This is a genomic window from Larkinella punicea (assembly GCF_003334855.1).
Lineage (GTDB): Bacteria > Bacteroidota > Bacteroidia > Cytophagales > Spirosomataceae > Larkinella > Larkinella punicea.
Window position 1 is genome coordinate 1 of sequence record NZ_QOWE01000038.1, and the last position, 26,628, is coordinate 26,628.

The 26,628-nt window shown below is 52.6% G+C and carries 11 protein-coding genes and 1 tRNA gene; 3 read left to right on the forward strand and 9 right to left on the reverse strand.

Translation table 11 applies throughout. The features are described 5' to 3' along the window. Positions 1-320: 320 nt before the first annotated feature. Positions 321-392, reverse strand: a tRNA-Glu gene (locus DUE52_RS30735). Positions 393-582: 190 nt separating this feature from the next. On the opposite strand from DUE52_RS30735, the gene DUE52_RS30740 reads away from it, so the two are divergent. Continuing rightward, the gene (locus tag DUE52_RS30740) at positions 583-3,153 is read left to right on the forward strand and encodes a M14 family zinc carboxypeptidase (RefSeq protein WP_114409978.1); all 2,571 of its coding nucleotides are present in this window, start codon (positions 583-585) and stop codon (positions 3,151-3,153) included. Between the two features lie 112 nt (positions 3,154-3,265). Here the strand turns inward: DUE52_RS30740 and DUE52_RS30745 are convergent, their stop codons facing one another. From DUE52_RS30745 to DUE52_RS30765, 5 genes are all read right to left on the reverse strand, one after another. Beyond that, entirely contained in the window at positions 3,266-6,103 is a 2,838-nt protein-coding gene (locus DUE52_RS30745; protein ID WP_114409979.1) for a Kelch repeat-containing protein, read from the reverse strand. A 406-nt stretch (positions 6,104-6,509) separates the two neighbouring features. Beyond that, positions 6,510-9,845, reverse strand: a complete 3,336-nt coding sequence (locus tag DUE52_RS30750; RefSeq protein WP_133299988.1) for a putative Ig domain-containing protein — start codon at positions 9,843-9,845, stop codon at positions 6,510-6,512. A gap of 177 nt (positions 9,846-10,022) precedes the next feature. Next, on the reverse strand, positions 10,023-14,012 hold the full coding sequence (locus DUE52_RS30755; protein ID WP_165841067.1) for a hybrid sensor histidine kinase/response regulator transcription factor: 3,990 nt from the start codon (positions 14,010-14,012) through the stop codon (positions 10,023-10,025). A 155-nt stretch (positions 14,013-14,167) separates the two neighbouring features. After that, complete coding sequence (locus DUE52_RS30760; protein WP_114409982.1) at positions 14,168-16,885, reverse strand: putative Ig domain-containing protein; 2,718 nt, start codon at positions 16,883-16,885, stop codon at positions 14,168-14,170. A gap of 251 nt (positions 16,886-17,136) precedes the next feature. Beyond that, positions 17,137-21,072, reverse strand: coding sequence for a hybrid sensor histidine kinase/response regulator transcription factor (locus DUE52_RS30765; protein WP_165841068.1), 3,936 nt, complete (start codon positions 21,070-21,072; stop codon positions 17,137-17,139). Between the two features lie 182 nt (positions 21,073-21,254). Between DUE52_RS30765 and DUE52_RS30770 the strand changes: the two genes are divergently transcribed. Both DUE52_RS30770 and DUE52_RS30775 read left to right on the forward strand, forming a co-directional pair. Further along, positions 21,255-23,450, forward strand: a complete 2,196-nt coding sequence (locus tag DUE52_RS30770; protein WP_114409984.1) for a carbohydrate binding family 9 domain-containing protein — start codon at positions 21,255-21,257, stop codon at positions 23,448-23,450. 66 nt (positions 23,451-23,516) lie between these two features. After that, complete coding sequence (locus tag DUE52_RS30775; protein ID WP_114409985.1) at positions 23,517-23,702, forward strand: hypothetical protein; 186 nt, start codon at positions 23,517-23,519, stop codon at positions 23,700-23,702. 207 nt (positions 23,703-23,909) lie between these two features. Here the strand turns inward: DUE52_RS30775 and dapA are convergent, their stop codons facing one another. The 3 genes from dapA to DUE52_RS30790 form a co-directional block, all read right to left on the reverse strand. Next, the gene (dapA, locus tag DUE52_RS30780; RefSeq protein ID WP_114409986.1) at positions 23,910-24,806 is read right to left on the reverse strand and encodes a 4-hydroxy-tetrahydrodipicolinate synthase; all 897 of its coding nucleotides are present in this window, start codon (positions 24,804-24,806) and stop codon (positions 23,910-23,912) included. A gap of 81 nt (positions 24,807-24,887) precedes the next feature. Continuing rightward, a complete protein-coding gene (locus DUE52_RS30785) occupies positions 24,888-25,406 on the reverse strand; it encodes a hypothetical protein (RefSeq protein WP_114409987.1) in 519 nt (172 codons plus the stop codon). Beyond that, the gene (locus tag DUE52_RS30790; protein WP_114409988.1) at positions 25,390-26,613 is read right to left on the reverse strand and encodes an AAA family ATPase; all 1,224 of its coding nucleotides are present in this window, start codon (positions 26,611-26,613) and stop codon (positions 25,390-25,392) included. The genes DUE52_RS30785 and DUE52_RS30790 overlap by 17 nt, the downstream gene beginning before the upstream one ends. Positions 26,614-26,628 lie beyond the last annotated feature (15 nt).

The window sequence follows — 26,628 nt, forward strand, 5'->3', positions numbered from 1 at the left end:
TTCCAGGATGAACTCGGGTAACAGGAACTGAATCAGGGGCAAGAAACTCTCCAAAACAATACAGGTTTGATCAAAAACACAAACCTAAAAAAATCCTACGCCCTCCACAACTTTTGCTCTTGATCCAGGATTTCCTTGCCGGTATGCATACGGTGAGAAACGGGTTAGAACGTCAAATGTAACGGATTGGGAACCGCCATTCAAGCACCCGGACGCATCCGGACAGAAGCGGGATCAGGTATGGGAACCTGCCGGCTGCGTTTTGCCGCAAATTTTCCACAAAAAAATAACCCCGACAAAGTTTGTCGGGGTTATCGGAGTGACCAATACGGGAATCGAACCCGTGTTTCAGCCGTGAAAGGGCCGCGTCCTAACCGCTAGACGAATCGGCCATATCCAGTTTTCAGTTGGTCGGCGACTCATTTGCTAACCCTGATTCTGAAATTGTGGTGCAAAGATACGGCTAAAATTGATAGCTGCAAATCTCCGGCTAAAAAAAAATGATTTTTCTGCGATTTGACGGGGGTTTGTGGTTTCGACTTATTTTTGGGGATTGCCCGATAAATTCATTATTTGCACTTCATGAAAAGACTCTCCTCATTCGGTCTGTGCCTGTTAATGGCTCTGACTACGCTCGCTCAGAACACGTTACAACATCCCGATCAGTTTTTAGGCTATACCGTCGGCAAGCGGTTTTCGCCCCACCACCGGGTGCTGGCCTATGCCGAACAGGTGGCCCGGCAAGCTCCCTCCCAGGTAAAAATAATTCCGTACGGAACCACTTTTGAAGGTCGCCAACTGCTGGCGGTGGTGGTGGCCTCCGAAAAAAACATGGCGCGGCTGGAAGAAATCCGCACCACGCACCTCAAACAGATCGGTCTGGGAAATACCCCCGCTGCAACCCCTCAGGCCGCAAATTCGACGCAACCGCCCATTGCCTGGCTGAGCTACAACGTCCACGGCAACGAAGCCATCAGCTCCGAAGCCTTCATGCTGGTGCTCCACGATTTGCTCAATCCCACGAATGCGGTTTCCCGGAAAATCCTGTCGAATACCGTCGTCATTCTGGACCCCGGCCTGAACCCCGACGGCCACGACCGCTATGTCAACTGGTATAACCAGATGGGTGGCGTACACCCCGACCCAACACCCCTGGCGCGCGAACACAGCGAACCCTGGCCCGGCGGCCGCTACACCCACTACCTGTTCGATCCGAACCGCGACTGGGCCTGGCAAACCCAGGAAATCACGCAGCAGCGAATGGCACTATACCAACAATGGATGCCACACCTGCACGGCGACTTTCACGAAATGGGGCCGGAAAGTCCGTATTATTTTGCCCCCTCGGCCAAGCCCTACCACGAAGATATTACGCCCTGGCAACGGGAATTCCAGCAGATTATCGGACAGTATAACACCCGGTATTTTGACAAAAACGGCTGGCTGTATTATACCCGTGAAAATTTCGACTTGTTCTATCCGAGCTACGGCGACACCTGGCCGACCTACAACGGCGCCATCGGCATGACCTTTGAACAGGGCGGTGGTGGCCGGGCCGGACTGGCCTATCGCAAAAACGACGGCGACACGCTCACCCTGCGCGAACGCATCGACCACCATTATACCGCCAGCTTCGCCACCCTCGAATCCGTGGCCGACCGCCCGGATGATGTGGTGAAAAACTTCAACCGTTTTTTCGAAAAATCGCTGACCAATCCGGTGGGTGAATTCAAAAGTTACGTCATCAAAACCGCCAACGATGAAGGCCGGATTACGGCACTCCGGAAACTGCTCGACAACAACCAGATCCGCTACGGGCTGGCCGGAAAATCCCAGAAACTGGTGGGCTTCAACTACCAGAACCAGAAGAACGAAGCGGTTACGATGGAGAGTAACGACCTGGTGATCAGTGCATACCAACCCAAATCAACGCTCCTGAAAATTCTCTTCGAGCCTAAATCGACGCTGGAAGATTCCGTGACCTACGACATCACCTCCTGGTGTATTCCGTACGCCTACGGTTTAAAAGCCTACGGTTTGAAGGAGAAACTGACGCCGGTGGCCTATGTCAGTCCGGCGACTGCAACGGTTCCGGGAGCCACCGGTTCCGGGCCAAAACCGTATGCCTACCTGGTGCGCTGGCAGTCGGCGCAGGAGGTTCAGTTTCTGGCCGGTTTGCTGAAAAACAAAGTGCGGGTTCGGGTGGCGGAACGAACATTCAAGCAGGGCGAACAGCGGTTTGAAGCCGGCACGCTCATCATCACCCGCGCCGGAAACGAGCGCCTGGGCGACCGTTTCTACCAGATCATCCAGCAGGAAGCCAGCAAACGGAACATCCCGCTCATTCCTGCATCCACCGGTTTTGTGGCCGAAGGGGCCGACTTTGGTTCCGGCAGTGTTTTCTCCCTCAAAAACCCCCGGGTTGCGGTCATTGCCGGCGATGTCACTTCCCCGACGTCCATGGGTGAAGTCTGGCATTATTTTGATCAAGACCTCGATTATCCACTGACGCTCATCGAAGCCAATTCCTTCCCGAATGCCTCACTCGCCGAGATTGATGTGTTGATTATGCCGCAGGGATACGGCTACGGAAAAATCCTGAACGACCGGACGTTGACCAAACTGAAAGACTGGGTTCAGGCGGGTGGAAAACTCATTGTGATGGAACGCGTCACCTCGTTTTTTGCCGAAAAACCGGACTTTGGCCTAAAGAAAAAAGTGGATAAACCGGACGCAAAAAAAGAGAAGACCGATAAAAAACCGGATACCGATGAGTCGCTGCGGGAATACGGCGAACGCGAACGGGAAGCGATTTCGGAAGAAACGCCGGGCAGTGTCTACCGCGTCGATCTGGACCGGACGCATCCGCTGGCCTTTGGCTATCCCAACGGCTATCATGCGCTGGTTCAGAACGTCTACGACTACGATTTCCTGAAAGATGGATGGAATGTCGGCTACCTGAAGAAAGACAATTATGTGGCCGGTTTTGTGGGGAAAAATGCCCGGTCGAAGCTCAACAACACCTTGCTGTATGGCGTGCAGGAACTGGGCAAGGGCAGCATCGTCTACATGATGGACAACCCGCTGTTCCGCGGTTTCTGGTATAACGGGAAGCTGTTGTTCGGCAATGCGGTGTTCATGGTGGGGAATTGAGTTTTTAGAGGAAAGAGAAAAGACAAGAGCGCAAAGACAAACCGGTTTTTTGAAAACACGGCTAATCTTACACTCTTGTCTTTTCTCTCTTGTCTTTTCTCTCTAGTCTGATCTACCTTTTGAACAGCTTCAGCGTCCGACTCTGGCCGTTGGTGCTTACGTTCAGGAACAGCAGACCTGCCGGAGCACCGGAAATACCGAAGCTCTGCTTGTCGATGGCAGCCGCTTTTTCAATCTGGCGCTCACCAATCACCCGGCCCTGAACGTCTGTCAGCGCAAAGCGCAGCGGCTGCCCTTCGGCTCCGCGAACTTCCACCTCGACCCGATCGTTCACCGGGTTGCCCAGTAAAGTCAACTGAAGACCTTCGGTTCGTTCAGCCGAAAGCCGACCTGGTGACGGACAATTCAGGATTTTTCCCGAATCCTTCAGATCATACGTACTTCCCTGAACACGGGCATGAATCTTGGTATCGCCAACGCCTTTCAGAACGTCAGGAACCACAAAACTGTAGGCATGAGCCCCATTGCCTTTCCCGGCATTCTTCAGGTCGACCCGGTAAATATTGGCCACCGTACTGCCCCATACTGTACCACTGCTCAGGGTATAGAATTCGACCGTCACCGGTGCGTTGGGCTTCTTGCGATCCCAGACCCAGCCGCGAATCGTGCCACATTCTACTTTGTCCAGATAGCCTTCAAAATCGCCGGTGACACCACCGGAAGAAGCCGGGCTAACCGTCAGCGGAAAACTCACACTATTGCTGGCTCCGCCTTCATCCGTCGCCTGATAGGTCAGCACAAACGTGCCATCCACCGTTGGAATACCGGTGATGATGCGGGTGGACATATCCAGGGATAAACCGTTGGGCAGGCCCGTCAACCCGTACGAAAGCGTCGTTCCTTCCGGATCGGTGAAGGCTACCAGCGTGGCCGAAAACGGTACACCCACCTGAGCCGTCAACGGTGCAATCATAACCGTCGGAGTCGGCGGTTTGGGTAGTTCGTTGCCCGGATTGGCCCCGCTGCCCTGGCAAATCAGGGCTTTCGGTGAATCTTTCAGAATAAAGCTGCTGTTGGTCACCCGGGCCGACAGCAGGTGCGACTGGTTGTCTTTGATCGATTCCGGAATGGCAAAAAGAAAGGCATGTTTCCCATTTCCTTTGCCCGCGTTCAGCAAATCCTGCCGGAAGACATCAGCCTGAATGGTTGCAATAACGTTGGGTCCATCCAGAATTTCTACTGAAACAGCGGTATTGACCTTGTTACGATCCCAGGCCCAGCCCCGGAACGTGCTGCAATCGGCCCCGTAGATAAAACCGTCGAAACTGCCGGTAACCGACGGGGGCGCGACCGTGACCGTGGCACTGCCGGCGGGGCTGACACAGCTTCCCAGCGTGCAGGTGGCCGAGTAAACCAGCGTGGCTGTGGCGGAAGTAGGCACCGAAATGCTGGTGCCGGAACCACTGGTGGCATTGGAACCCGTCCAGGCAACCGACCCGGATTCACAGCCGGTGATGGTCAGGGAAACGAAAGGGGTATTCTGAATAACCGTCACGTCGTTTTGCCCCGAAAACGCCACCGTGGGTGCCGGAGGCAGGGAGAGAACCGTCAGGGCGAAGGCGTCCGACCAGGCCACTCCACCGTCGCCACTGACCCGGCAATAGTAGGAATCCGAATCGGTGGTTTGTACCCCCGTCAGCGATAAGGTTGCCGAGGTCTGACCATCAACCAAGGTTGCGGAAGTACTGGCGGCTCCTTTGTACCATTGATAGGTCAGGTTATCACCCAAAGCGGTTAGGGTAGTGGAAACAGGGCTCCCCTGACAAACCGTGGATGAAGACGGTGTCGGCTGCTGATCAACGGCTGTTGCCGTGTAAATGTCGACCAGAACCGTTGATCCCCCGTCCAAAGCGCCAACAAAGCCTCCGGCAAAAAGCGCTTTATTTCCGACACTGGCCGATGCCAGATCTTTCCGCTTCTTGGTAAGATTGTCCGTTGTCCAGGTGTCTAAAGTCATATCGTAAATATCGACGACGGTAGAGCTCCCCGAAAGATTTTCACCGCCGGCAAAAAACACCTTGTCACCCACGGTAGTTGCGGTCAGATTGGTTCGTTTACTGGACAAGGTAGCCTGCGACCAGGTTGTGGTAGTGAGGTCATAGATATCTACCCGGTCGGAGTAATCTAATAAACCTTTAACACCGCCCGCAAAAAAAATCTTGCCCCCGGCAACCACGGCCGCTAAACCACCCCGGGCTTCCGATAAGTCACTCGCTGTCGACCAGGTGCTGGTAGCAACATCATAAATATCTACCTTTTTTGAAAAACCACCCAACAGACTTTTATACCCTCCGGCAAAATAGATCTTGCCATTGGCAGCAACCCCAGCCAGACTGGAGCGGGCTTCCGACAATTCGCCAGTGGTCCAGTTTTTATCAATTAAATCGTAAATATCGACGGTTTTAACCGTTGTAAGGAGTTTAACAATCCTACCTTCCAGGTGAATACCGCCGGCAAAAAGGACTTTTCGTCCTGCCTGGGCCGATGCCAGTAAGGAACGACTCTCCGAGAGATCGGTCTGGGACCACGTATCATTGGCAACGCTGTAGATGTCTACACGTTTGGAAAAACCCTTCTGGTCTAAACTACCTCCGCCGGCAAAAAATACGGAATCCGGTGAAGCAGTTGCGGTCAGGTCACCCCGGCTTTCGCTCAAATCGGCCTGCGACCAGGAATCCGTACCCAGGGTATAGATGTCGATCTTTTGGGAAGCCGTCACGCCTTCGAACCCGCCACCGAAAAAGGCTTTACCGCCGGCACTCGTACCGGCCAGTTTGTTACGACTCTGGCTTAAACTCGCGGTGGTCCACTGCGCCAGAGCGCCGGGAATGTGTAACCCCCAGGCAAGCAACAGACATAAGGTTAGGGAAAACTGGAAATTTTTTTTCATAAAAAATGGATTAAAGTGTTTGGAATAGACTAAATAGAAATCTGCCCCGGACGGCAAACGCCCGGATCAGGTACTGAAAGAAAAGAAGAAAATCAGGCGGAATTGACCGAGGTAAAAACCGGGGAAATGTACTTAAAACCAGGAAAAAGAGATCGAAAAATTCGTAGTGTAAATTTCATTCGATTGATCGATAAAGGACAGGATTTGTAAGACATTGCAAAATATGAACAAATAATAAAATAATACTAATACTTAGTTCAAACATATGAAAAAAAAGGCAACATGTCGTTTTGACAGACAAAAAATCCGGCCAGATACTCAATCTGGCCGGATCTGAAAAATGTAGAAAGCGGTAGGATGTCTCCCATCTGGCACGTCCGGCCAGAGCCCCTTCTAATCGATTCAATCAATTAATTTTCAACACCTTTAAGATCTTTGTCTGCTCGGTCGTACTGGCCCGCAGGATCATTAAACCCGGCAATTGACGGCTGAGATCAAAATGATACCGCTCCCGAATTCCCGCTTTTTTAATCGACTGTTCCATCCGTATTTCTCCCTGCGTATCGATCAACTGCAGCCGCAGCGGCTGACCTGTTGCACCGGAAATTTCAACCGCTACCCGATCGGTTACCGGATTGCCCAACAGGACGACGGATAACGTCTCTTCCTGCTCGGCCGACCGCCGAACCGGCGAAGGACACGTCAGCGGTTTTCCCGAATCTTTCAGCACATAACTGCTGCCCTGCACCCGGCCATAGAGCACATGCGTCCCCGTGCCAATCAAGCTGGCGGGAACCGCGAAACTGTACGCATGAAACCCGTTGCCTTTTCCCGCATTCTTCAGATCGACCCGGTAGAGGTTCGCCACCGTGCTGCCCCAAACCGTACTGCCCGTATAAAACTCCACGGTCACCGGCGCGTTGGGCTGATTGCGATCCCAAACCCACCCCCGGATGGTGCCGCATTCCACCTTGTCAAGATACCCCTCGAAATTGCCCGTTACCGTCGTGGTGGCTGCGGCAGTGACGGTTAACACAAAACTGACACTATTGGTCGCTCCGGCCGGATCAGTGGCTGAGTAGGCCAGCACAAAACTCCCCGCTTCGGTCGGGGTGCCGCCAATCACCCGAGACGCGCTGTTGATGGTCAAACCAGCGGGCAACCCGCTCAATCCGTAGGTCAAACTGCCGGATTCCGGGTCGGTAAAAGCCACCAGCGTAGCCGAGAATGGCACGCCCACCTGAGCGGCCAGGGGCGCAACCAAAACCGTCGGCGTGGGCGGTACGGGTGGTTTGTTGCCCTCCGGCGTCGTGCTGCCCTGACAAACCAGGGCTTTGGGCGAATCTTTCAGCATAAAACTGCTGCCCACGACCCGCGCCGAGAGTTGGTGCAGCAAACCGTCTTTCAGCAGATCAGGAATGGTGTAGCGAAACGCATGTTTGCCATTTCCTTTGCCCGCATTCAGTAAATCCTGGCGAAAATCCCCCGCAGGGAGTGTGGCAATGACGGCAGAACCGTCCAGAATTTCGATGTTGAGGGCGGTATTTACCTTGTTTCGATCCCAGGCCCAGCCCCGGAAACTTTCGCAATCGGCTCCGTTGACAAACCCGTCAAAGCTGCCATTGACGAGGGCCGGCGAAATCGCAACGGTGGACGTACCGGGTTCAGAAACACAACTGCCGATGGTGCAGGTGGCGGAATAAACCAGCGTTCCGGTAGCGGAAGTCGGAACCGTGATCAGGAAACCGGTCCCCGTCGTCGCGTTGGAACCTTTCCATTCAATACGCCCGGATTCGCAACCCGTAATGGCCAGGCTGACAAAAGGGGTATTTTGCAGAATGGGTAACGTGATTGACGGCGGCAGGTTCAACACCGGCGTCGTGGGCGTCGGATGAACCGTCAGCCCGAAAGCATTCGAAGTCAGGCTGTTACAGCCGGTGACAACCACCACGTAGGAACCGGATCCATCCGGTTGCACATTGTCCAGACTCAGTGTCGCCGAGGTTTGATCCGGTCCCAGCGAAATCCCGTCTTTGTACCATTGATACGTCAATGGGCTGTAACCGGAAGCGGCCACCGAAACACGGATGGGTGTGCTGGCACAGACCACCGACGCAGAAGGCGGCTGGCTTGTAATCGAGAATGGGATGGCCTGAAATTCATACGCACCCATGTCGATGGGGCCGTTGTTATAAAACCGGGGATTGCCCGCCAGATCGGTCGTTCCACTGATGGCGGTGGTGCTGCCCGGGTAGCCCGCATCGACGGCTGGTGAACAGGCCGTCAGTTGCAGATCGGAAGGACTCGCAAAGGGCGACACGGAGGTAGACCGGTTATTGGTGCCTTCATACCCGGTTGTTTCGGGATCGAACAGACCGTAGCCGGAAGTCAGGGTAGCATTTTCGTTGTAGATCGCCTGGTCTCCGCCGTTGTTCCAGACGATGCAGTTGGTCAGTTTCGGATGACTGGAACCAGAATCCGTAACTTTATTAAAAATACCGCCCCCCTGATAGGAAGCGGTATTGCCGGTAAATGTGCAGTTGATCACTTTGGGGCTACATTCGCCATCCTCGGCGTTGTTGTTAATGGCTCCGCCCGATTGAGCCACATTTGCCATAAATACACAGTTGGTCAATTCAGGACGAAGCAGCCCTCGGGTTACCTGGTTATACATTCCACCACCCCCGTAGGTTGCGGTATTGCTGCTAAAGGTACAATTCGTCAGCACCGGCGTGTTGGGTTCATCGTCCGTCCGGATCAGCATACCGGCCCCACTTCCCGCTTTGTTTTCTGAAAATAGACAGTTGGTGGCAACCATGGCACAGGCATGATTGTACATACCTCCTCCCATGATCGAAGATTCATTACCGATAAAGTCACAATTCGTCAATTCCAACCGATTCTCGGCATTGAAAAGGGCCCCGCCACCGAATGCAGCCGTATTTTTTTCAAACAAACAGTTGGTGAGTACAAGCTTGCTAAGATCATCATCGGCAAAAGTAAATAGGCCTCCGCCATTTTTACTGGCCATATTCTCAGTGAATCGACAGTTTATCACGGTTGGCCCGCTAATACCCCACAACGCGTCGTTGGCTATGGCTCCACCAAAACCAGCGGAATTATTGATAAAGCTACAATTCCGAATCAATGGGTTACACACACTAAAGTCTCCATCGTTATAGATTCCACCGCCTTGGCCATCATCCGAATCACCATCTGCATTTCCGGCAGTGATCACAAACCCGTCAATAACCGCACTGTTGGTTAAACTCAACGAGGCCGGGTTGCTGATCACATGCCGGGAATTGTCGTCGATGGTACCCGGATCACCAATTTCTCCACTGAGCGTCGTACTCGACGGCGTGCTCAGGTTGAGGGTTGGCCGACTGCTTAACTGGCTTTCATTACCCACAAAACCGCCATAAATCGCCACGTTGTTGCGCATCGAAAAACTAATGCCCCGGTCGGTGGTGGTGGTGGGTTTGTACAAGCCGGCCGCTACCCAGACCTGCACGCTTTCGTCGGCATGGGTTTGCGAATAGGTGCTGGCTGCTTCGATCGCAGTTTGCAGATCAGCCCCGGCGTAGGCTTCATTCCAGGATGTGCCGTTTTTTGTCGAAACGCCCCCCGAAGGACTTACGAAATAAATTTTCTGCGCGTAACCCGTCAGACTGGAGAGCAGTAAAAAAGCCATCAACAACCGATGGGTCGATGGCATCCAAAACCATACAGATGTTTTCATAAAACCGGAATTAAGGTGGAAAATCAATTCCCCAAAATTCCCCTCCTGCACCCAGACGGGCTGTTGATCCTGTTCCAAATACTGTTGATCTTGTTTCAAAATCACGCGATTTCAGCTTTTTACCCCGGTTAACGGGAAAAGTGGTGATTTCGTAAACGACAGAACCCGTATTATGCATCAGGTGTCTGCTTCAACAAATTCGGAAGGCGTCACCTGGTAGAGTTCGCGGAAGCAACGCGTAAAATACGAGTGGTTTTCGAAGCCAACCAGCGTGGCGGTTTCCGAAACCGGGTGGCCCTTTCGGAGAAAATGCGTTGCACGTTTCAGCCGGTAGTTGCGGATAAATTCTTTGGTTGGCAAACCGGTTAAGGCTTTAATTTTCCGGTACAAATTGGTCCGGCTAAAACCGGCCACCAGCGCCAGTTCGTCAACACCGAAGGTCGAATCGTCGAGGGCATTTTCGAGGAGCGTATAAAGTTTCTCCAGAAAGGGATCGATGGTTTCGGCCACCGGAAGCGTCATCAGTGTCGACGGACTGAGCAGCGATGCCCGCACCCAATCGCGTATTTTCTGGCGTTGTTCCAGCCGATTTCGTACCCGCAGTTGCAGTTCCGAAACCAGAAACGGTTTGGTGAGGTAATCGTCGGCACCGAGCGAGAGTCCTTCCAGGCGGTTCTCCGTCGAGGATTTCGCCGTTAGCAAAATGACCGGAATGTGGCTTGTCGCGTGGTTTTCCCTGATTTGCCGGCAGAACGTAAACCCGTCCATCACCGGCATCAGGACGTCGGAAATGATCAGTTCCGGCATCCGGTCAATCGCCAGTTTCAGGCCTTCCGCGCCGTTTCTGGCCCGATGAATCCGATACGCCGTCGGCAAACTGGTGGTGATCAAATCGGCCAGTTCATCGTTGTCTTCCACAATTAAAACCGTGGTTCGTTCCTCCATTACCCCCTCATCCGGTTCTTCCCTGGCCAAATCCAGCGCCACCCGACTCACGACTTCAGGTGTCGGAATGGCCGGAAATGGCGGACGCCAATCATCGTCCCGATCACGGCTTATCTGACCACGATCCGCCCTTCCATACGGCAATTGAACCGTTACGGTGGTACCTTTACCCAGCTCACTTTCCATCGAAATCCGCCCGCGCTGCAACTGAACCAATTCTTTCACCAGGGCCAGCCCGATCCCGGTACCTTCGTGCTGACGCGTGGACGAGGGATCGACCTGATAGAACCGGTCGAAAATAACCGGCAGTTGCTCCTTCGGGATTCCAATTCCGGTATCCGAAATCCGGACAACCCATTCGGATTGACCCGGCGCTGGCTCCTGAATGGCAACGGCAATTTGTCCGCCTTCGGGGGTGAATTTCAACGCATTCGCCACCAGGTTATAAACAATCCGCTCCAACAGGGACGAATCAAACCAGTACTGATGGTCCGTTATCCCGCAGACAGTCAACCGGATCGCTTTCTGATCGGCGGCTTCCTGAAACGTCTCCACCACCTGTCCAACCCATTCGCCCGGATTCCCGACTCGTTCTTCGACGGTCATGGCGTTGGCATCCAGCTTTGACAAATCCATCAATTGGTTGATCAACCGCAACAATTGGTGTGCATTCCGGCTGACGGACGACAGGCGGTGAGCGTATTTTGTTCCGTGTAAATCCTGAATCAATCCATCTACTGGCGAGAGAATCAATGTCAACGGCGTTCGAAATTCGTGGGTAATATTGGCAAAAAACCGGGTTTTCATCTCATCCACAGCCTTGAGCTGTTCGGCTTCCTTCTGTTTCAGTTCCACCTCCCGCTGCTTCAGTTCGATCGACTGCCGGAGTTGGAGCCGGTTGCGGTAGGCCCGCAAAAAAACCGCGAACAGGCCCAGAACCAACAGGCCATACAGGGTGTAGGCCCACCAGGTGGCCCACCAAGGCGGCCGAATCGTGATACCCAATTGCCGGACATAACGGCTCCAGACACCGGACGTGTTGGAAGCATTGACCAAAAACCGGTAGTGTCCGGGTTGCACATCCGTATACACCGCAACGGGTCGTTCCGAGGTAATCCAATCGTCGTCCAGTCCCGTTAACCGGTACCGATACCGGTTTTTGGTCGATTTATTATACTGCAAAGCCGCGAATTCAAGATTCAGGAAGTTCTGATGATGCGGCAGCGTGAGAGAGGATACGGCCTGCTCGGGCTGCTCCCCTACCGGCGAACCGACGCCCGGTTTGACATTTCGATTATTAACCTGAATACCAGTTAGTTCCACCGAAGGTTGGTAGGTGTCATTTTTAATCTGGTCCGGATAAAAAGCCGTTATGCCTTCCAGCCCGCCCATCATGATTCGCCCGTTGGGGAGTTGCAAAAAATGAAACCGGTTGAATTCATCGGCCAGAATGCCATCCTGTGATGTATAACTCTGGCCCAGAAACGAGTGCCGGTTTAAGCGAAAAACACCTTTATTGGTTCCGATCCAGACGTTTCCACTGCGGTCGGGAATGGCAGAATACACCACATTGTTGGGCAAACCGTGGGTCATTGCAAACCGTCGGCATTGTCCCGTTCGCTTATCGAAACGGCACAGCCCGCTTCCGAATGTTCCAATCCACAGGGTGTTTTTGTCGAGCGGATCAGCAGATAAACAGAAAAGTGCATTACTGCTCAGGGAAGCCGTTTTTTGGGGTTGATGGGCATACCGTCGAATCTGGCCGGTCACCCGATCTACCCGGTATAACCCGTCAGCTTCGGTAGCCAGCCAGAACGCCCGTTCATCGACGACCAGTTGCTGAATGGTTGAAGGAAGTGAAAAACGGTACGGAAATACCTGCCAGCGTTGCCGGGATTGGTCATACCCGGCGAGCTGGTTTGCAGACACCACCCAAATTTGACCAGCAGGATCACACGCCAGGGATAAGTAGTTAACATCCTGTCCCCTACGCTCTTTCGACGGAGTCCATGCTGGCGAAGAAACCGGTTTTATCCGCTTCGTTTTCAGGTCCAATTGATAAATTGGGCCACCCAGATTAAACCAGAGGATACCTTTTTTATCGAGGGCATACCGGAAATGATACGGGTCGGTTGAAGCCGGAAACGGGGGTAAATCAGCCTGCGAAACCCCCAACTGATCGCGGAGCAGGTCGGTGTAAAAATTGGTTCGGTAGGGATACCGTTCAAAGCCATTTTCTGACAGATCGTATTTCCGGACACCCGATCCGTTGGTACCGATCCAAAGAACGTCGGAACGGTCGATAAAAAAACTCTTCGCCGTTATGCCGGCGGTTAACGCCGGCAGGTGCTGCAAGCCGGTTTGTTCGTTGAACCGAAACACCTGATTGAACCACAGCAGGTAATCATTGCCCCGACTATCGGATGTAAAACTGGCTTCCCACCATAAAAAATCACCCAGGGGAGGCAGCGGAAATACAGTGACCCCGCCGGTTTTGGTATGCATCAGCGTCAGGTGCCGACGGGAATGCACCAGGAGATCGCCGTTTTTCCGGACGTGCATCCGCCCCAGAACACGGTCCGGCATCGATGCCGGATTTCCGGGCTGGTGCCGGTAATGAATAAAGTGCCCCGTCCGCTCATCCAGTCGGTCGAGTCCGCTATCGGACGTGATCCAGAGGTTCCCCGAATGGTCTTCTACCGCATCCCGCAACTCGTTGTTACTGAGCGATTCCGGGCGATCGGTATGTTTATACCACCGAAACCGGTTGGTGCGGTAGTTCCAGCCAACCAGGCCGTTATTCCGAAAAAGGAACCAGACCCGGTTTGCGGTACCGGGACACACATCGTACAAGGTATCCCGACCAAAATGGCGCTGGTAAAAAGGCTGATGTGTGATGTTCTGAAAGGTCTCCAAATTCGGGTCGAACCGATCCAGATTGTCGTGTTCACTCTTGATCCAGAGGTTGCCCTGAGGATCGGACTTCAGCCTGTAAACGTCGGGAAACGAAATCGAAGTCTTTGCTCCGGATGCCGGCTGAAAAACCCGAAACCGCTGCCCGTCGTAGCGACACAGGCCGTCGCGGGTGGCCATCCAGATAAAGCCTTTCTGGTCCTGAATGATGGATGACACAAACGCCTGGGGCAATCCCTGGCGTTCGGTCAACACTTCGGCAGGTGGCAACGCTGTGGGCTGAGCAACCAGGCCAGGCCATAAACCCACCCCGGCGGCCCAGGTTCCTATTGCAGTTAAAATTTGACGGGCCCAAAATCGCATGGTCATGCGGAAACATTCCTCACTTCATTTGCCCACAAATTTTAATCCAGTATTTGGCATATACAAGCAAAATCATTTTGGCGCCTTCCGCTGGCTGAAACTCACGGTTTCACGACTTTAAGCGTCCGGGTCTGGTCGGCGGTACTGACGTTCAGGAACCACATACCGGCGGGCAGGGTCGAAATGCCAACGCTTTGTTTCTGAACCACGCTGGCTTTTTCGATCCGGTGTTCAGAGACGATGTGACCCAGGCTGTTGGTGAGCACAACCCGCAAAGCCTGTCCTTCTGCGCCCCGGATTTCCAGTTCCACCTGTTCAGAAACCGGATTGCCCAACACCGTTACCGTCAGTTCCCGGACATCTTCGGCGGATAAGCGAACCGGTGAAGGACACGTCAGCGGTTTTCCCGAATCTTTCAGCACATAACTGCTGCCCTGCACCCGGCCATAGAGCACATGCGTCCCCGTGCCAATCAAGCTGGCGGGAACCGCGAAACTGTACGCATGAAACCCGTTGCCTTTTCCCGCATTCTTCAGATCAACCCGGTAGAGGTTCGCCACCGTGCTGCCCCAAACCGTACTGCCCGTATAAAACTCCACGGTCACCGGCGCGTTGGGCTGATTGCGATCCCAAACCCACCCCCGGATGGTGCCGCATTCCACCTTGTCAAGATACCCCTCGAAATTGCCCGTTACCGTCGTGGTGGCTGCGGCAGTGACGGTTAACACAAAACTGACACTATTGGTCGCTCCGGCCGGATCAGTGGCTGAGTAGGCCAGCACAAAACTCCCCGCTTCGGTCGGGGTGCCGCCAATCACCCGAGATGCACTGTTGATGGTCAAACCAGCGGGCAACCCGCTCAATCCGTAGGTCAAACTGCCGGATTCCGGGTCGGTAAAAGCCACCAGCGTGGCTGAGAATGGTACGCCCACCTGGGCGGCCAGGGGCGCAACCAAAACCGTGGGCGTGGGCGCGACCGGCGGTTTGTTGCCCTCCGGCGTCGTGCTGCTCTGACAGATGAGGTTTTTGGGCGAATCTTTCAACATAAAACTGCTGCCCGCGACCCGCGCCGAGAGTTGGTGCGGCAAACCGTCTTTCAATGATTCGGGAATGGGGAAACTGAAGGCGTGTTTGCCATTGCCTTTTCCAGCGGTTTGCAGATCCTGCCGAAACACATCAGCCAGCATCATGGTAATGACCGTGGGGCCATCCAGAATATCGATTGAAACCGGCGTGTTGGCTTTGTTGCGATCCCAGGCCCAACCCCGGAAACTACCGCAATCGGCCCCATTGACATACCCATCGAACGAACCGCTGACCAGCCCCGGCACAATCGAAACGGTGACGGAACCGGGGTCGGAAACACAACTGCCAATGCTACAGGTAGCCGAGTAAACCAATGTGGCCGTCGCTGAAGTAGGAATCGCAATACTGGTTCCGGTGCCGCTGGTGTTGTTAGGCCCGCTCCAGCGCAGATTACCGGTTTCACAGCCCGTGATCGTCAATGAAACCAAAGGTGTATTTTGGATAATCGGTAGGGTAATCGACGGCGGCAGGCTCAGCACCGGTATGGGTAAGGGACTTCCCTGAAATTCCAGGGCTCCGATGTCGATGCGGCCGTTGTTGTAGAACCGGGGACTTCCCGCCAGATCGGTCGTTCCACTCGTCGCGGTTGTGCTGGCCGGATCGCCCGCGTTGATCGCCGGGGAACAGGTCCGGAGTTGCCGGTCGGTATCGCTGACAAAGGGCGAGGTAGTGGTCGTCAGGTTGGTATTCCCTTCGAGGCCCGTTACCGTATCATCGAACAAACTATACTGGGCGGTGACGGTTGTGATATTGTCATTATAAATGCTATTCTCCCCACCATTGTTCCAGAACAGGCAATTAACGACCGTCAGGTTTAATGTTCCACGGGCTTTGAAATTATAAATAGCTTTTCCCCGCATATCACCTGAATTGTTGACAAACGTGCAATTGATCAGCCAGGGGTGCAGTTTCCCGTCGTTATTTCCGCTAATGTTCATCATGCCTCCTCCCATGCCCTCCGTTACACTATTTCCTGAAATTTCACAGTTAATGAATCGAGGGCTTCCGCTTGAATTATCTTCACTCAGGTTATATACCCCGCCACCAGATCCACTATATCCCGCCCATTCGGCCCGATTGGCAATAAAACTACAATTGATAAAATCCGGATCAGAATCCTTCGCCTTGCTTATATTAAGAAGACCACCCCCATTACGAGCTTTGTTGTTCAGAAAACAACAATTCCGGATGATCGGACTGCTATCCGAGTTGTAGATACCTCCGCCACCACCCCCATCCGAATTCCCCCCGGTAATCAAAAAGCCATCCAGTACCGCCGTGGAAGTCAATGAGGCATTAAAAAGCACATGAAACGAATTGTCGGCGATCCCGGGCTCACCAATATCCCCACTCAGGGTCGTGCTTGAAGGCATACTGAGGGTAATCGGCGGACGCGCACTCAAGGCGTTTTCATTGCCCACAAAACCTCCGTAAATAGCCACATGATCCTTCATGGTAAAGGAGATGAATCGGTCTGTTCCCGTAGTGGGTTTATAAATCCCCTGGGCTACCCAGACCTGTACTACCTTCTCCTGATTGGCCTGCCAATACGCGCTGGCGGAATCGATAGCGGTTTGCAATTTCGAACCGTCATAGGCATGTTGCCAACTGGAGCCGTCCCGGGAGCCTGCTCCGTTTTGGGTAACGTAAAAAACAGTGGGTTGGCTAAAGGCGCTCTGTGTGCCAAAAAGCAGCACCAGTAGCCAAAAGTAAATTTGAAGAAATGATTTCATAAGGTACAGGAAATTGATGGGGTTAAATAGACCTCAAAGGTCTGTTTCCATTCCCAAACCGATTGTTAATCCTGTGCCAAACTCCTGTTAATCCTGTGCCAGGTAGCGTTTCGAGGGGTTTCTATGATAAAAAAGGGGTTGTCTCGCGGAGTTGAGCGGAGAAGAAAAGAGTTAAGCGGAGAAATTAGTAATAAAACTCTGCTTAACTCTTTTCTTCTCCGCTTAGCTCCGCGAAACAACCTTTTCAACACTTATTCAACTTGGGATTCAGCAAATTCGGTGGGTGTCATTCGGTAGAGTTCACGAAAGCAGCGGGTAAAGTAGGAATGACTTTCAAAGCCCACCATCGTTGCCGTTTCCGAAGCCGAATACCCCTGACGAAGCAACTGGGCACCGCGCTTCAGACGATAATTGCGGATGAACTGATTGGCCGGCAAGCCGCTCAGGGCTTTCACTTTCCGGTATAAATTGGTTCGGCTCAATCCGGAAACTTCCGCCAGTTCGTCAACTCCAAAGGCCGAATCATCGAGGGCGGTTTCGATCAACTGATAAAGTTTATTCAAATAGGGATCGACGGTTTCAGCCACCGGAAGCGTAACCAGTGTCACCGGGCTGAGAAGCGATGCCCGCACCCGCTCGCGCACCAACCGGCGTTGTTGAAGCAAATTCCTTACGCGCAGTTGCAGTTCCGAAACCAGAAACGGTTTGGTAATGTAGTCGTCAGCACCCAGCGAGAGCCCCTCCAGGCGGCTTTCCGTCGATGACTTCGCCGTCAGCAGCATCACCGGAATGTGGCTGGTCGCATCGTCCGCCTTGATTTTTCGGCAAAATTCAAATCCATCCATCACCGGCATCAGGACGTCGGAAATGATCAGTTCAGGCATCCGCTCGACGGCGATCCGCAGCCCTTCGACCCCGTTGGCGGCCCGGTGAATTCGATACCGGTCGGGCAAACTCCCGATGATGAAATCAGCCAGTTCATCGTTGTCTTCCACCAGCAACAGCTCCGTCTGCTCAGCATTCGGGTTGACTGACTCCTGGGGGTCAACCTCCCGTTCCGGTGGGCCGAAACTCGTATGAACCGGTTCCATCCGGGACAAAACCACTGCTGGCAACTTCGAAGAAGCCTCCGTTTTTCCACCGGTTTTTGCCCGGCGATAAGGCAGTCTAACCGTCACACAGGTACCCAAACCAACCTCACTTTCCATCGTGATCAGCCCCTGTTGCAGTTGAACCAGTTCATTGACCAGAGCCAACCCAATTCCCGTCCCTTCATAGGCCCGGGTCGAGGAAGGATCAACCTGATAAAACCGCTCAAAAATGGCCGATAGCTGTTCTTTCGGAATGCCGATTCCGGTATCAGAAATCCGGATGATGTATTCCGAAGATTCGGGTGTGGCCGGGCGGCATTCCATGTAAACATCAATCTGACCGCCTTCCGGCGTAAACTTCAACGCATTGGCAACCAGGTTATAAACGATACGTTCCAGCAACGAACGATCGAAAACAAAAGCCCCGGTGGTCTGATCCTGAACCGTCAACCGGATGACTTTCCGACTGGCAGCTTCCTGAAACGTCCTGACCACCTGCTCAACCACCTCGCCCGGACTCCCCACCCGTTCTTCGACTTTCATGGCCTGGGCGTCGAGTTTCGACAAGTCCATCAACTGGTTAATCAATTGCAGAAGTTGGCGGGCGTTTTGATGAATGGAAGTCAACCGCCGAACATAGCCGGTGCCTTCCAGTTCTCTGATCAAACCTTCCAGGGGCGACAGAATCAGGGTCAGGGGCGTCCGAAATTCGTGGGTAATGTTGGTAAAAAACCGGGTTTTCATCTCCACTTCCCGCTGCTTCAGTTCGACTGATTGCCGGAGTTGCAGCCGGTTGCGGTAGAAGCGCAGAAAAATATAGAACAGACTGATCAGCAATGCACTATACAGGACGTAAGCCCACCATGTAGCCCACCAGGGTGGTAGAATCGTGATGGTGAGCTGGCGAACCACCCGGCTCCAGCTCCCGGAGGTATTGGACGCATTGACCAAAAACCGGTATTTCCCGGGTTGCAAATCCGTGTACACCGCAACGGGTCGTTCCGATGTAATCCAATCCTTATCCAGATCTTCTAACTGGTACCGGTACCGGTTTTTGCCAGCTTTGTTGAATTGTAAAGCCGCAAATTCCAGATTCAGAAAGTTCTGGTTGTAAGGCAGATTCAGCGATTGAAGGGTCTGTTCGGGAAGGTCGCCCATCGGAGAATCAGCACCGGGTTTGATTGTCCGGTTATTAATCTGAATGCCCGTCAACTCTACCGCAGGCTGGTAAGAATCATTGGTAATCCGGTTGGGATAAAACGCCGTAATTCCTTCCAAACCGCCCATCATGATCCGCCCGTTGGGAAGCTGTAGAAAATGAAACCGGTTGAATTCATCGGCCAGCACGCCGTCCTGTGTCGTGTAATTCTGTACCTGCAACGTCCGGCGATTGAGCCGTCCGATGCCCTTATTGGTGCCGATCCAGATGCTTCCCAGCCGATCCGGAATGGCGGAATAGACGACGTTGTTGGGTAACCCATCGGCGATGGTAAACCGCCGGCATTGCCCCGTCCGTTTGTCGAACCGGCCCAGCCCGCTGCCAAAGGTTCCCAGCCACAGCAGATTTGGGTCGAGTGGATCAGCAAACAGACAAAACAGGGCATCGCTGTTCAACGAAGCCGGATTTCGGGCATCGAACCCAAAGCGCCGGGTCTGCCCCGACGCCCGATCGATGCGGTAGAGACCGTGGAACTCCGTAGCCAGCCACAAGGCGCGGTCGTCGACAACCGCCTGCTGAATGTCAGAGGCCACCGAAAACCGGAACGAAAAAACCTGCCAGCGTTGCTGGCTTTCATCGAACCAAACCGCCCGGTTTTTGTAAACGGCCCAGATTCGGCCTCCCGGATCAGCCGCTAACGGCACATACATACGTTCATCGGATTCGCCGGGCAATGCGGGCGGCTGAATGGTCTGAATTTGTTTCGTTTTCAGATCCAGGCGATAAAAGGGTTGACCCCGATTGAACCAGAGCAGCCCTTTCCCATCGACGGCATAGCGAAAATGATAGGAATCGGTGGAGGGCGAAAACCGGGGAATCCGCGACGTCGGCATACCCAACTGATTCACTAACAAATCCGTACAAAAATCGACCCGATACAGCGACTGTTCAAAACCCGTGGTTGCGAGATCGTATTTCCGGACGCCCGCGCCGTTGGTGCCGATCCACAACACATCCGAGCGATCGACAAACACACTCTTGGCGGTGATGTCCTTCGTCAGTTCCGGCAGGGGTTGCAAACCCGACGACTCATTGATCCGAAAAATCTGATTCTGCCACAACAAGTAATCGTTGCCCCGGCTGTCGGACGTAAACCGGGCTTCCCACCAAACGTCATTTCCCAGGGGCGGAAGTGGAAAAGCCCGGATTTGACCCGTTTTTGTGTGAAAGAGCGTGAGATGCCGCCGGGAATGAATCAGCAGATCGCCGTTTTTCCGGGCGTGCATCCGGCCCAGAATCGAATCCGGCCACGAAACCGGCTTCCCGGATGCAAGCGGATAATGAATAAACCGGTGCTGGCTTTCATCAAACCGATCCAGTCCGCCATCCGATGTTACCCAGATGTTGCCCCGACGGTCTTCCCGGACGTCCCGAACCACATTGTTACGGAGGGAATGGGGCTGGCTCGTGTGCCGGAACCGCCGGTAGCGGTTGGTTCGCAAATCCCAGCAAACCAGTCCGTTGTTGCGAAAAATCAGCCAGACGCGGTTGCGACTGTCGGGGCAAAGATCCCAGAGGGTGTCGCGCCCGAAATGACGGCGGTAAAACGGTTCGCGGGTGATATTCCGGAATGTTTCCGTGGCCGGATCAAGCCGGTCCATCTTGTTCTGTTCGCTTTTGATCCAGATGTTTCCTTCGTGGTCGGGAGTCAGGTTGTACACATCCGGAAACGAAAGTGCGGTTTTCGCCGGTGAGGCCACCTGGAAAACCCGAAACCGCTGCCCGTCGTAGCGACACAGCCCGTCGCGGGTGGCCATCCAGATAAATCCCTGCCGATCCTGAATAATGGACGACACAAACGCCTGGGGCAAACCCTGTCGTTCGGTCAGCGATTCGGCAGGCGGCAATGAAATCGGTTGGGCTACCAGGGTTTGCATGGGCAACACCCCACACAAAAGCAACCCGATTAGGCGGATTGGTCTCCGTAAAGTAGATCTGAAGCGTAGAAATGGCATGAAATCAATCCACAAAAAATACAAATACGATTTTAATCATCCCGCCGGGACTTGCCGTATCTTTGTCTGTTTTATTTTGAAAACCACTAAAATAGCGAGCATTTGTGAGATTTTTCCGGTTGTTCCTGCCCTGCCTGATTTTTTGTACCTCCCTTTACGCCCAAAAGAAAAACGACGCCTATCAATACCACATTCGTCAGACAACCTCGCCCGTTCGAATCGATGGGGTGATGGATGAGCCGGGCTGGCTCGAAGCCGATACGGCGACCAACTTTTACATGGTTTTGCCGATGGACACCAGTTTTGCCCGCCTTCGGACGGATGTCAAAATGACGTACGATCAGCAAAATCTGTACATCATTGCGGTATGTTATTACGATCCCACCGCTTCGGTCCGGCAAAACCGGCCGTTTGTCCAGTCGCTCCGGCGCGATTGGGAGTTTGGCAAAAATGACAATTTCATTTTCTTCATGGACCCCTTCGACGACCAGACCAACGGTTTTACGTTCGGAGCCAATGCCGTCGGGGCGCAGTGGGACGGTTTGTTGTATGAAGGCGGAAAAGCCAACCTGAGCTGGGATAACAAGTGGTATTCGGAGGTTAAAAATTACGACGACCGCTATGTTTTCGAAGCCGCCATTCCGTTTAAAACCATTCGCTATAAAAAAGGCATTACCCGCTGGGGCATCAATTTCAGCCGCCAGGATTTACGAACCACCGAAAAGTCGAGCTGGGCGCCCGTTCCCCGGCAATTTCCGACGGCCTCGCTGGCCTATACTGGCACCATCGTCTGGGATCAGGCTCCTCCGCAGGCCGGCTCCAACATTTCGCTGATCCCCTACGCGCTCGGCGGGTTAACGCGCGACTACGCCAACCAAAAACCAACTTCTTACCGGGGCGATGTCGGGCTGGATGCCAAAGTGGCCGTAACCTCGTCGCTGAACCTGGATTTGACCGTCAATCCGGATTTTTCCCAGGTCGACGTGGACCGGCAGGTGACGAACCTCGACCGGTTTGAGTTATTTTTTCCAGAACGAAGGCAGTTTTTTCTGGAAAACGGCGACCTGTTTACCAACTTCGGCTACGCCAACATCCGCCCATTTTTTTCCCGCCGGATCGGCCTGGGCGTGCCCATCCGCTTCGGAGCGCGGCTGAGCGGAAAACTCAACAAGGACTGGCGCATTGGATTGATGGATATGCAAACCGGAAAAGTGGATGAAACCGGCTTGCCCGCCCAGAATTTTGCGGTGGTCGCGCTGCAAAGGCGGATTTTCTCGCGTTCCAACATCGGCGCCATTTTCATCAATAAGGAGTCGCTCAACTACGATCCGGGGGCAACCGAAGCCGGAAAACCGGTCTATTCCAGATACAACCGGAACATCGGGCTGGAATACAACCTGGCCTCCTCCAACAATGCCTGGACGGGGAAAGTCCTGTTTATGAAGTCGTTCGACCCCCAAACGGGCGGAAAGCGTAACCACGTTCATGCCGCCAACCTGTTGTATAGTAACCGAAAGTGGATTATTGGCTGGCAGCACGAATACGTAGGTAGCGACTACACGGCCGAAGTCGGGTACGTTCCGCGACGGGGCTATATCAAAGCCAACCCGACGGTCAGTTACCTGATGTTTCCGAAAGGTGGAAAAGTGCTGAGTCACGGCCCGCAGCTTACCTCGTTTTACATTTACAACGAGAAGTTTGAACAAACCGACAATCAATCCATTTTTACCTACCTGACCACTTTTCGGAGTAAAAGCGTGCTGTCGGTTTGGGCTGCGCACGATTATGTGCGGCTCTTGCAGCCCTTCGACCCCACCAATACCGGTCGTGACACCCTGGCGCGCGGAACCGAACACCGCTGGAATGCGGTTGGTGTCGACTACATTTCCAAACCGCAGAGTTTGTTTACGTATTTGTTCTCGGGCCGTTACGGCGGTTATTTTGCCAACGGCACCCGTTTATTTCTTTCCACCGAACTGGGCTATCGTTTTCAGCCCTACGTCAGTCTGGCCTTGAGTGCCACCTACAACGACATCCAACTGCCCGAAACGAAATCCACGACCAAATTCTGGCTGGTGGGTCCGCGCGTCGACCTGACCATGACGAACCGGGTATTTTTCACTACGTTCGTGCAGTATAACGAACAGGCCCGCAATGTGAATCTGAACGCCCGGTTCCAGTGGCGCTACCAACCCGCTTCCGACCTTTTTCTGGTGTATACCGACAACTATTTACCAGGTTCGCTCACGGTGAAAAGCCGGGCACTCGTGCTCAAGTTTACGTATTGGTGGAACGTGTAGCCTGGTTTCTGTAAACAAATAAATAAAATTGGGAGTTGATTACCTGAACATTAACCCCCACAAACCATGCGTAATTTCACTCATTTTCTATACACCCTGACGATTTCCCTGTTTCTGCTGGTCGGGATGACCAGTTGCGAACTGGTCGGCGATATTTTCAAAGCGGGTCTTTGGGTCTATGGCATCGGTATCGTTCTCGTCTTATTCGTGGCGATCTGGCTGTTCAGAAAGGTGTTCGGCGGTGGCCGATAGCGATTAGGTCAGACAATAGCTCATCTTTACTAGGACTTTCGCATCTGCCCCTAAATCCCCTAAAGGGGACTTGGACGCAGCTTAATCCGGATGCAAAAAGTCCCCTTTAGGGGATTTAGGGGCAGATGCGAAAGTCCTATTTACATTAAAAAACCGCCCTTGTTGTAGCAAGGGCGGTTTTTCATGTGAAGCCAATCCGAGCGGTTTTCAGGCCACCAGTTCGACCAGTTTATCGCGTTGCAAAACCTCCCGCATCCGTTCGCCCAGATCATCCGAAGCCGTGTAGAGCGGCAGACGAACCGTGGAAGAAATCAGGCCCAGAATTTCCAGGATTTTTTTGATTCCCACCGGGTTACCTTCTTCGTATAACAGCGGATCGATGCGCAGGAAATGGCCGAGTTCGGTACGAGCAAACGCAAAGTCACCTTGCAGGGCGGCATGGATCATATTCGTAAATTTCGCCGGTAACGCATTGGCAACCACCGACATCACGCCAACGCCACCGATGCTGATGATGGGAACGCCCTGCACATCGTCACCCGAAATCAACAGGAAGTCCTCCGGTTTGTCGCGGACAATTTCCATGCACTGCTCGATGATGCACGAGGCTTCTTTGACGCCGATGATGTTCGGGTGTTCGGCCAGGGTGCACACGGTTTCGGCGGTCATGTTGATGCCGGTCCGGGGCGGAATGTTGTAGAGAATAACCGGCACCGGGCTGGCGTCGGCGATGCGCGTAAAGTGTTCGATCACCCCGCGTCGGCCCGGTTTGTTGTAATACGGACACACCGAAAGAATGGCGTCGATGCCCTCGAAATCGGTATCTTTGATCGTTTCGACAACTTCCGGCGTGGCATTGCCGCCGATACCGTAGACGATCGGTAATTTTTTCGGGTTATTTTCCTTGAGATACTGAAGTAGCTGTTTCTTTTCCGATTTGGTCACCGTCGGCGATTCACCCGTGGTACCTTGCAGCACAATATAATCGACACCTCCGTCGGTAATGTGCTGAACGACTCGGCCAAAGCCATCGAAATCGATGGTCAGGTCGTCGTTGAATGGGGTAACAATGGCGACCCCAACGCCGTGGAAACGAGCATTCATGTATTTACTACTGGATTAGAAGGAATAAGCAAACCGGAAATTAGGACAAAGGTACGGTTTTTCGGTGGATAGCGGAATAATTCAGGTAAACCGTTTGCGATTCCCGTGGTATAAAGTCGCTCCCAAGCGGGCAAACTCAAATTCGTCGTTCAAATCGGACGCTTTTTGCGTGGGCCGGGCTTCTGTCCTTCCAACACATGCATACGCTTCAAGGCGTTTACTGGTAAAGGAGAGAACGTTCGTAAAATGCGAAATGGTTGCCTTTAACTGGCTTTTTGCCTTCTGGTTATGGCTTGCTCGCTGACCAGCTTTGGAGGTTTCTTTTATTTCAACGAAAACAAACGTCTTTGCATCAAAAACCGCAAAATCACACCGCTCAATCGGGTCGTTGTCATCAAACAAACATTTATCGATTGCTAAAAAATGAATGGATTTCGCGGCCGGATTCTCAACAGTGAAATGAATGATTCCGTCGGAGTCGGTTTGTCGGTAACATCGTTTTGTTTCAGAATCGTAAATTCCAAACTCCTGATCTGAAATCGTTTCAAGGCAACCGTTTAAAACCGTTTGGGGAAATACCCGCTCAATTTGTTCTTTCACGCTGGCCGTTCCGGTAAATGGTTAAAAGTTGATCCCGTTCACCGGCTATATTCTCCGAAACATCATCGAGTTCATTATCCGCAATCAATCCGGTTGATTCATTCACGATGGAACGGATGGTGCCGTTTTCTACGAAGTAGGCTGAAAAATCAGCCGGATTTAGCCAGGATTCTGAGGGAATAACCTGTTCAATTTCAGCCCGGTTTTCAGGAATTGATTCGGCTACTATTGAAGCAAACAGGAGGTTATTGATCGCACTCAACACATAAGGACTATGCGTTGTCATAACCATTTGGGACGGATGAAGGGTAGTTTCTCCCTGTTTTAGTAAGTAATAAATCAATTCTTTTTGAGCCTGCGGAAATAGGTTAAGCTCCGGTTCTTCCAGAATAAACCGCCGGCTTTCCTTGTTTCGCAAGTGATTCACTACCAACAACAAGGGAATGATTGACTGGTACCCACTGGCACTTTTCCCCAAATCGACAGAACCCTGATCACCGTAATAAATTCGGTCTTTCCCGTTTTCGTACGAATACCGGATGTCAAGAAATGGAATGGACAGGGTATTGATTTGATTGCGGGCTTCTTCAAAATTCCGCCCAAATAGCGCCAGCGGTTTTGGAATATTGATATCGGAATACATCAAACTCCAGATGGCTGAGGAAAGTAATGCTGTTAAATTCCTTTCTGAAGGGATATAGTTAGATGGACACATTATAACATACTCTTTCAAAAAGGACTGATGAAAACTGTGGCTTATCCCAAGCATATTTCCTCCAGACGAAAAAGGAGGTTGTTCCTTTGTTTTCTTGTTATAAGTGTGTGAGTAAGTAAGGAAATCCCAAGGAACTCCCCATTCTTCATAATCAAGGTTATTAGTCCGCTTTTGATCGATCAGTTTTTTATTTAATTCTAATCCATAATCTGTTAAATTAAAAGTAAGGTCTCCTTTGTATTCAATATAATACATTAAAGTTTCGTATCGAAAATAGGAATTATACCCCACATAGCTTTCAAGATTATAATTTACTAAAAGATCTGTGGGAAGTCCGCCAATTGGGAATATACTCCGATCTGTACACAATGCAATCAACTTTGCCAACGTACTTTTTCCAGAGCCTTGCGGACCAATGAAAACCGTATTCTTCCTGACGTCGACAGTAGCTTCTTTAATAGGTCCACAGTTCCGTACGATCAATCTCTCCATACTACAATATTACGC

Excerpts from the sequence above, each read along its gene's own strand:
- DUE52_RS30775 (WP_114409985.1), top strand. The coding sequence starts at position 23,517 with ATGCGTAATTTCACTCATTTTCTATACACCCTGACGATTTCCCTGTTT.
- DUE52_RS30765 (WP_165841068.1), bottom strand. The coding sequence starts at position 21,072 with ATGCAAACCCTGGTAGCCCAACCGATTTCATTGCCGCCTGCCGAATCG.
- DUE52_RS30750 (WP_133299988.1), bottom strand. The coding sequence starts at position 9,845 with ATGAAAACATCTGTATGGTTTTGGATGCCATCGACCCATCGGTTGTTG.
- DUE52_RS30745 (WP_114409979.1), bottom strand. The coding sequence starts at position 6,103 with ATGAAAAAAAATTTCCAGTTTTCCCTAACCTTATGTCTGTTGCTTGCC.
- DUE52_RS30790 (WP_114409988.1), bottom strand. The coding sequence starts at position 26,613 with ATGGAGAGATTGATCGTACGGAACTGTGGACCTATTAAAGAAGCTACT.
- DUE52_RS30760 (WP_114409982.1), bottom strand. The coding sequence starts at position 16,885 with ATGAAATCATTTCTTCAAATTTACTTTTGGCTACTGGTGCTGCTTTTT.
- dapA (WP_114409986.1), bottom strand. The coding sequence starts at position 24,806 with ATGAATGCTCGTTTCCACGGCGTTGGGGTCGCCATTGTTACCCCATTC.
- DUE52_RS30740 (WP_114409978.1), top strand. The coding sequence starts at position 583 with ATGAAAAGACTCTCCTCATTCGGTCTGTGCCTGTTAATGGCTCTGACT.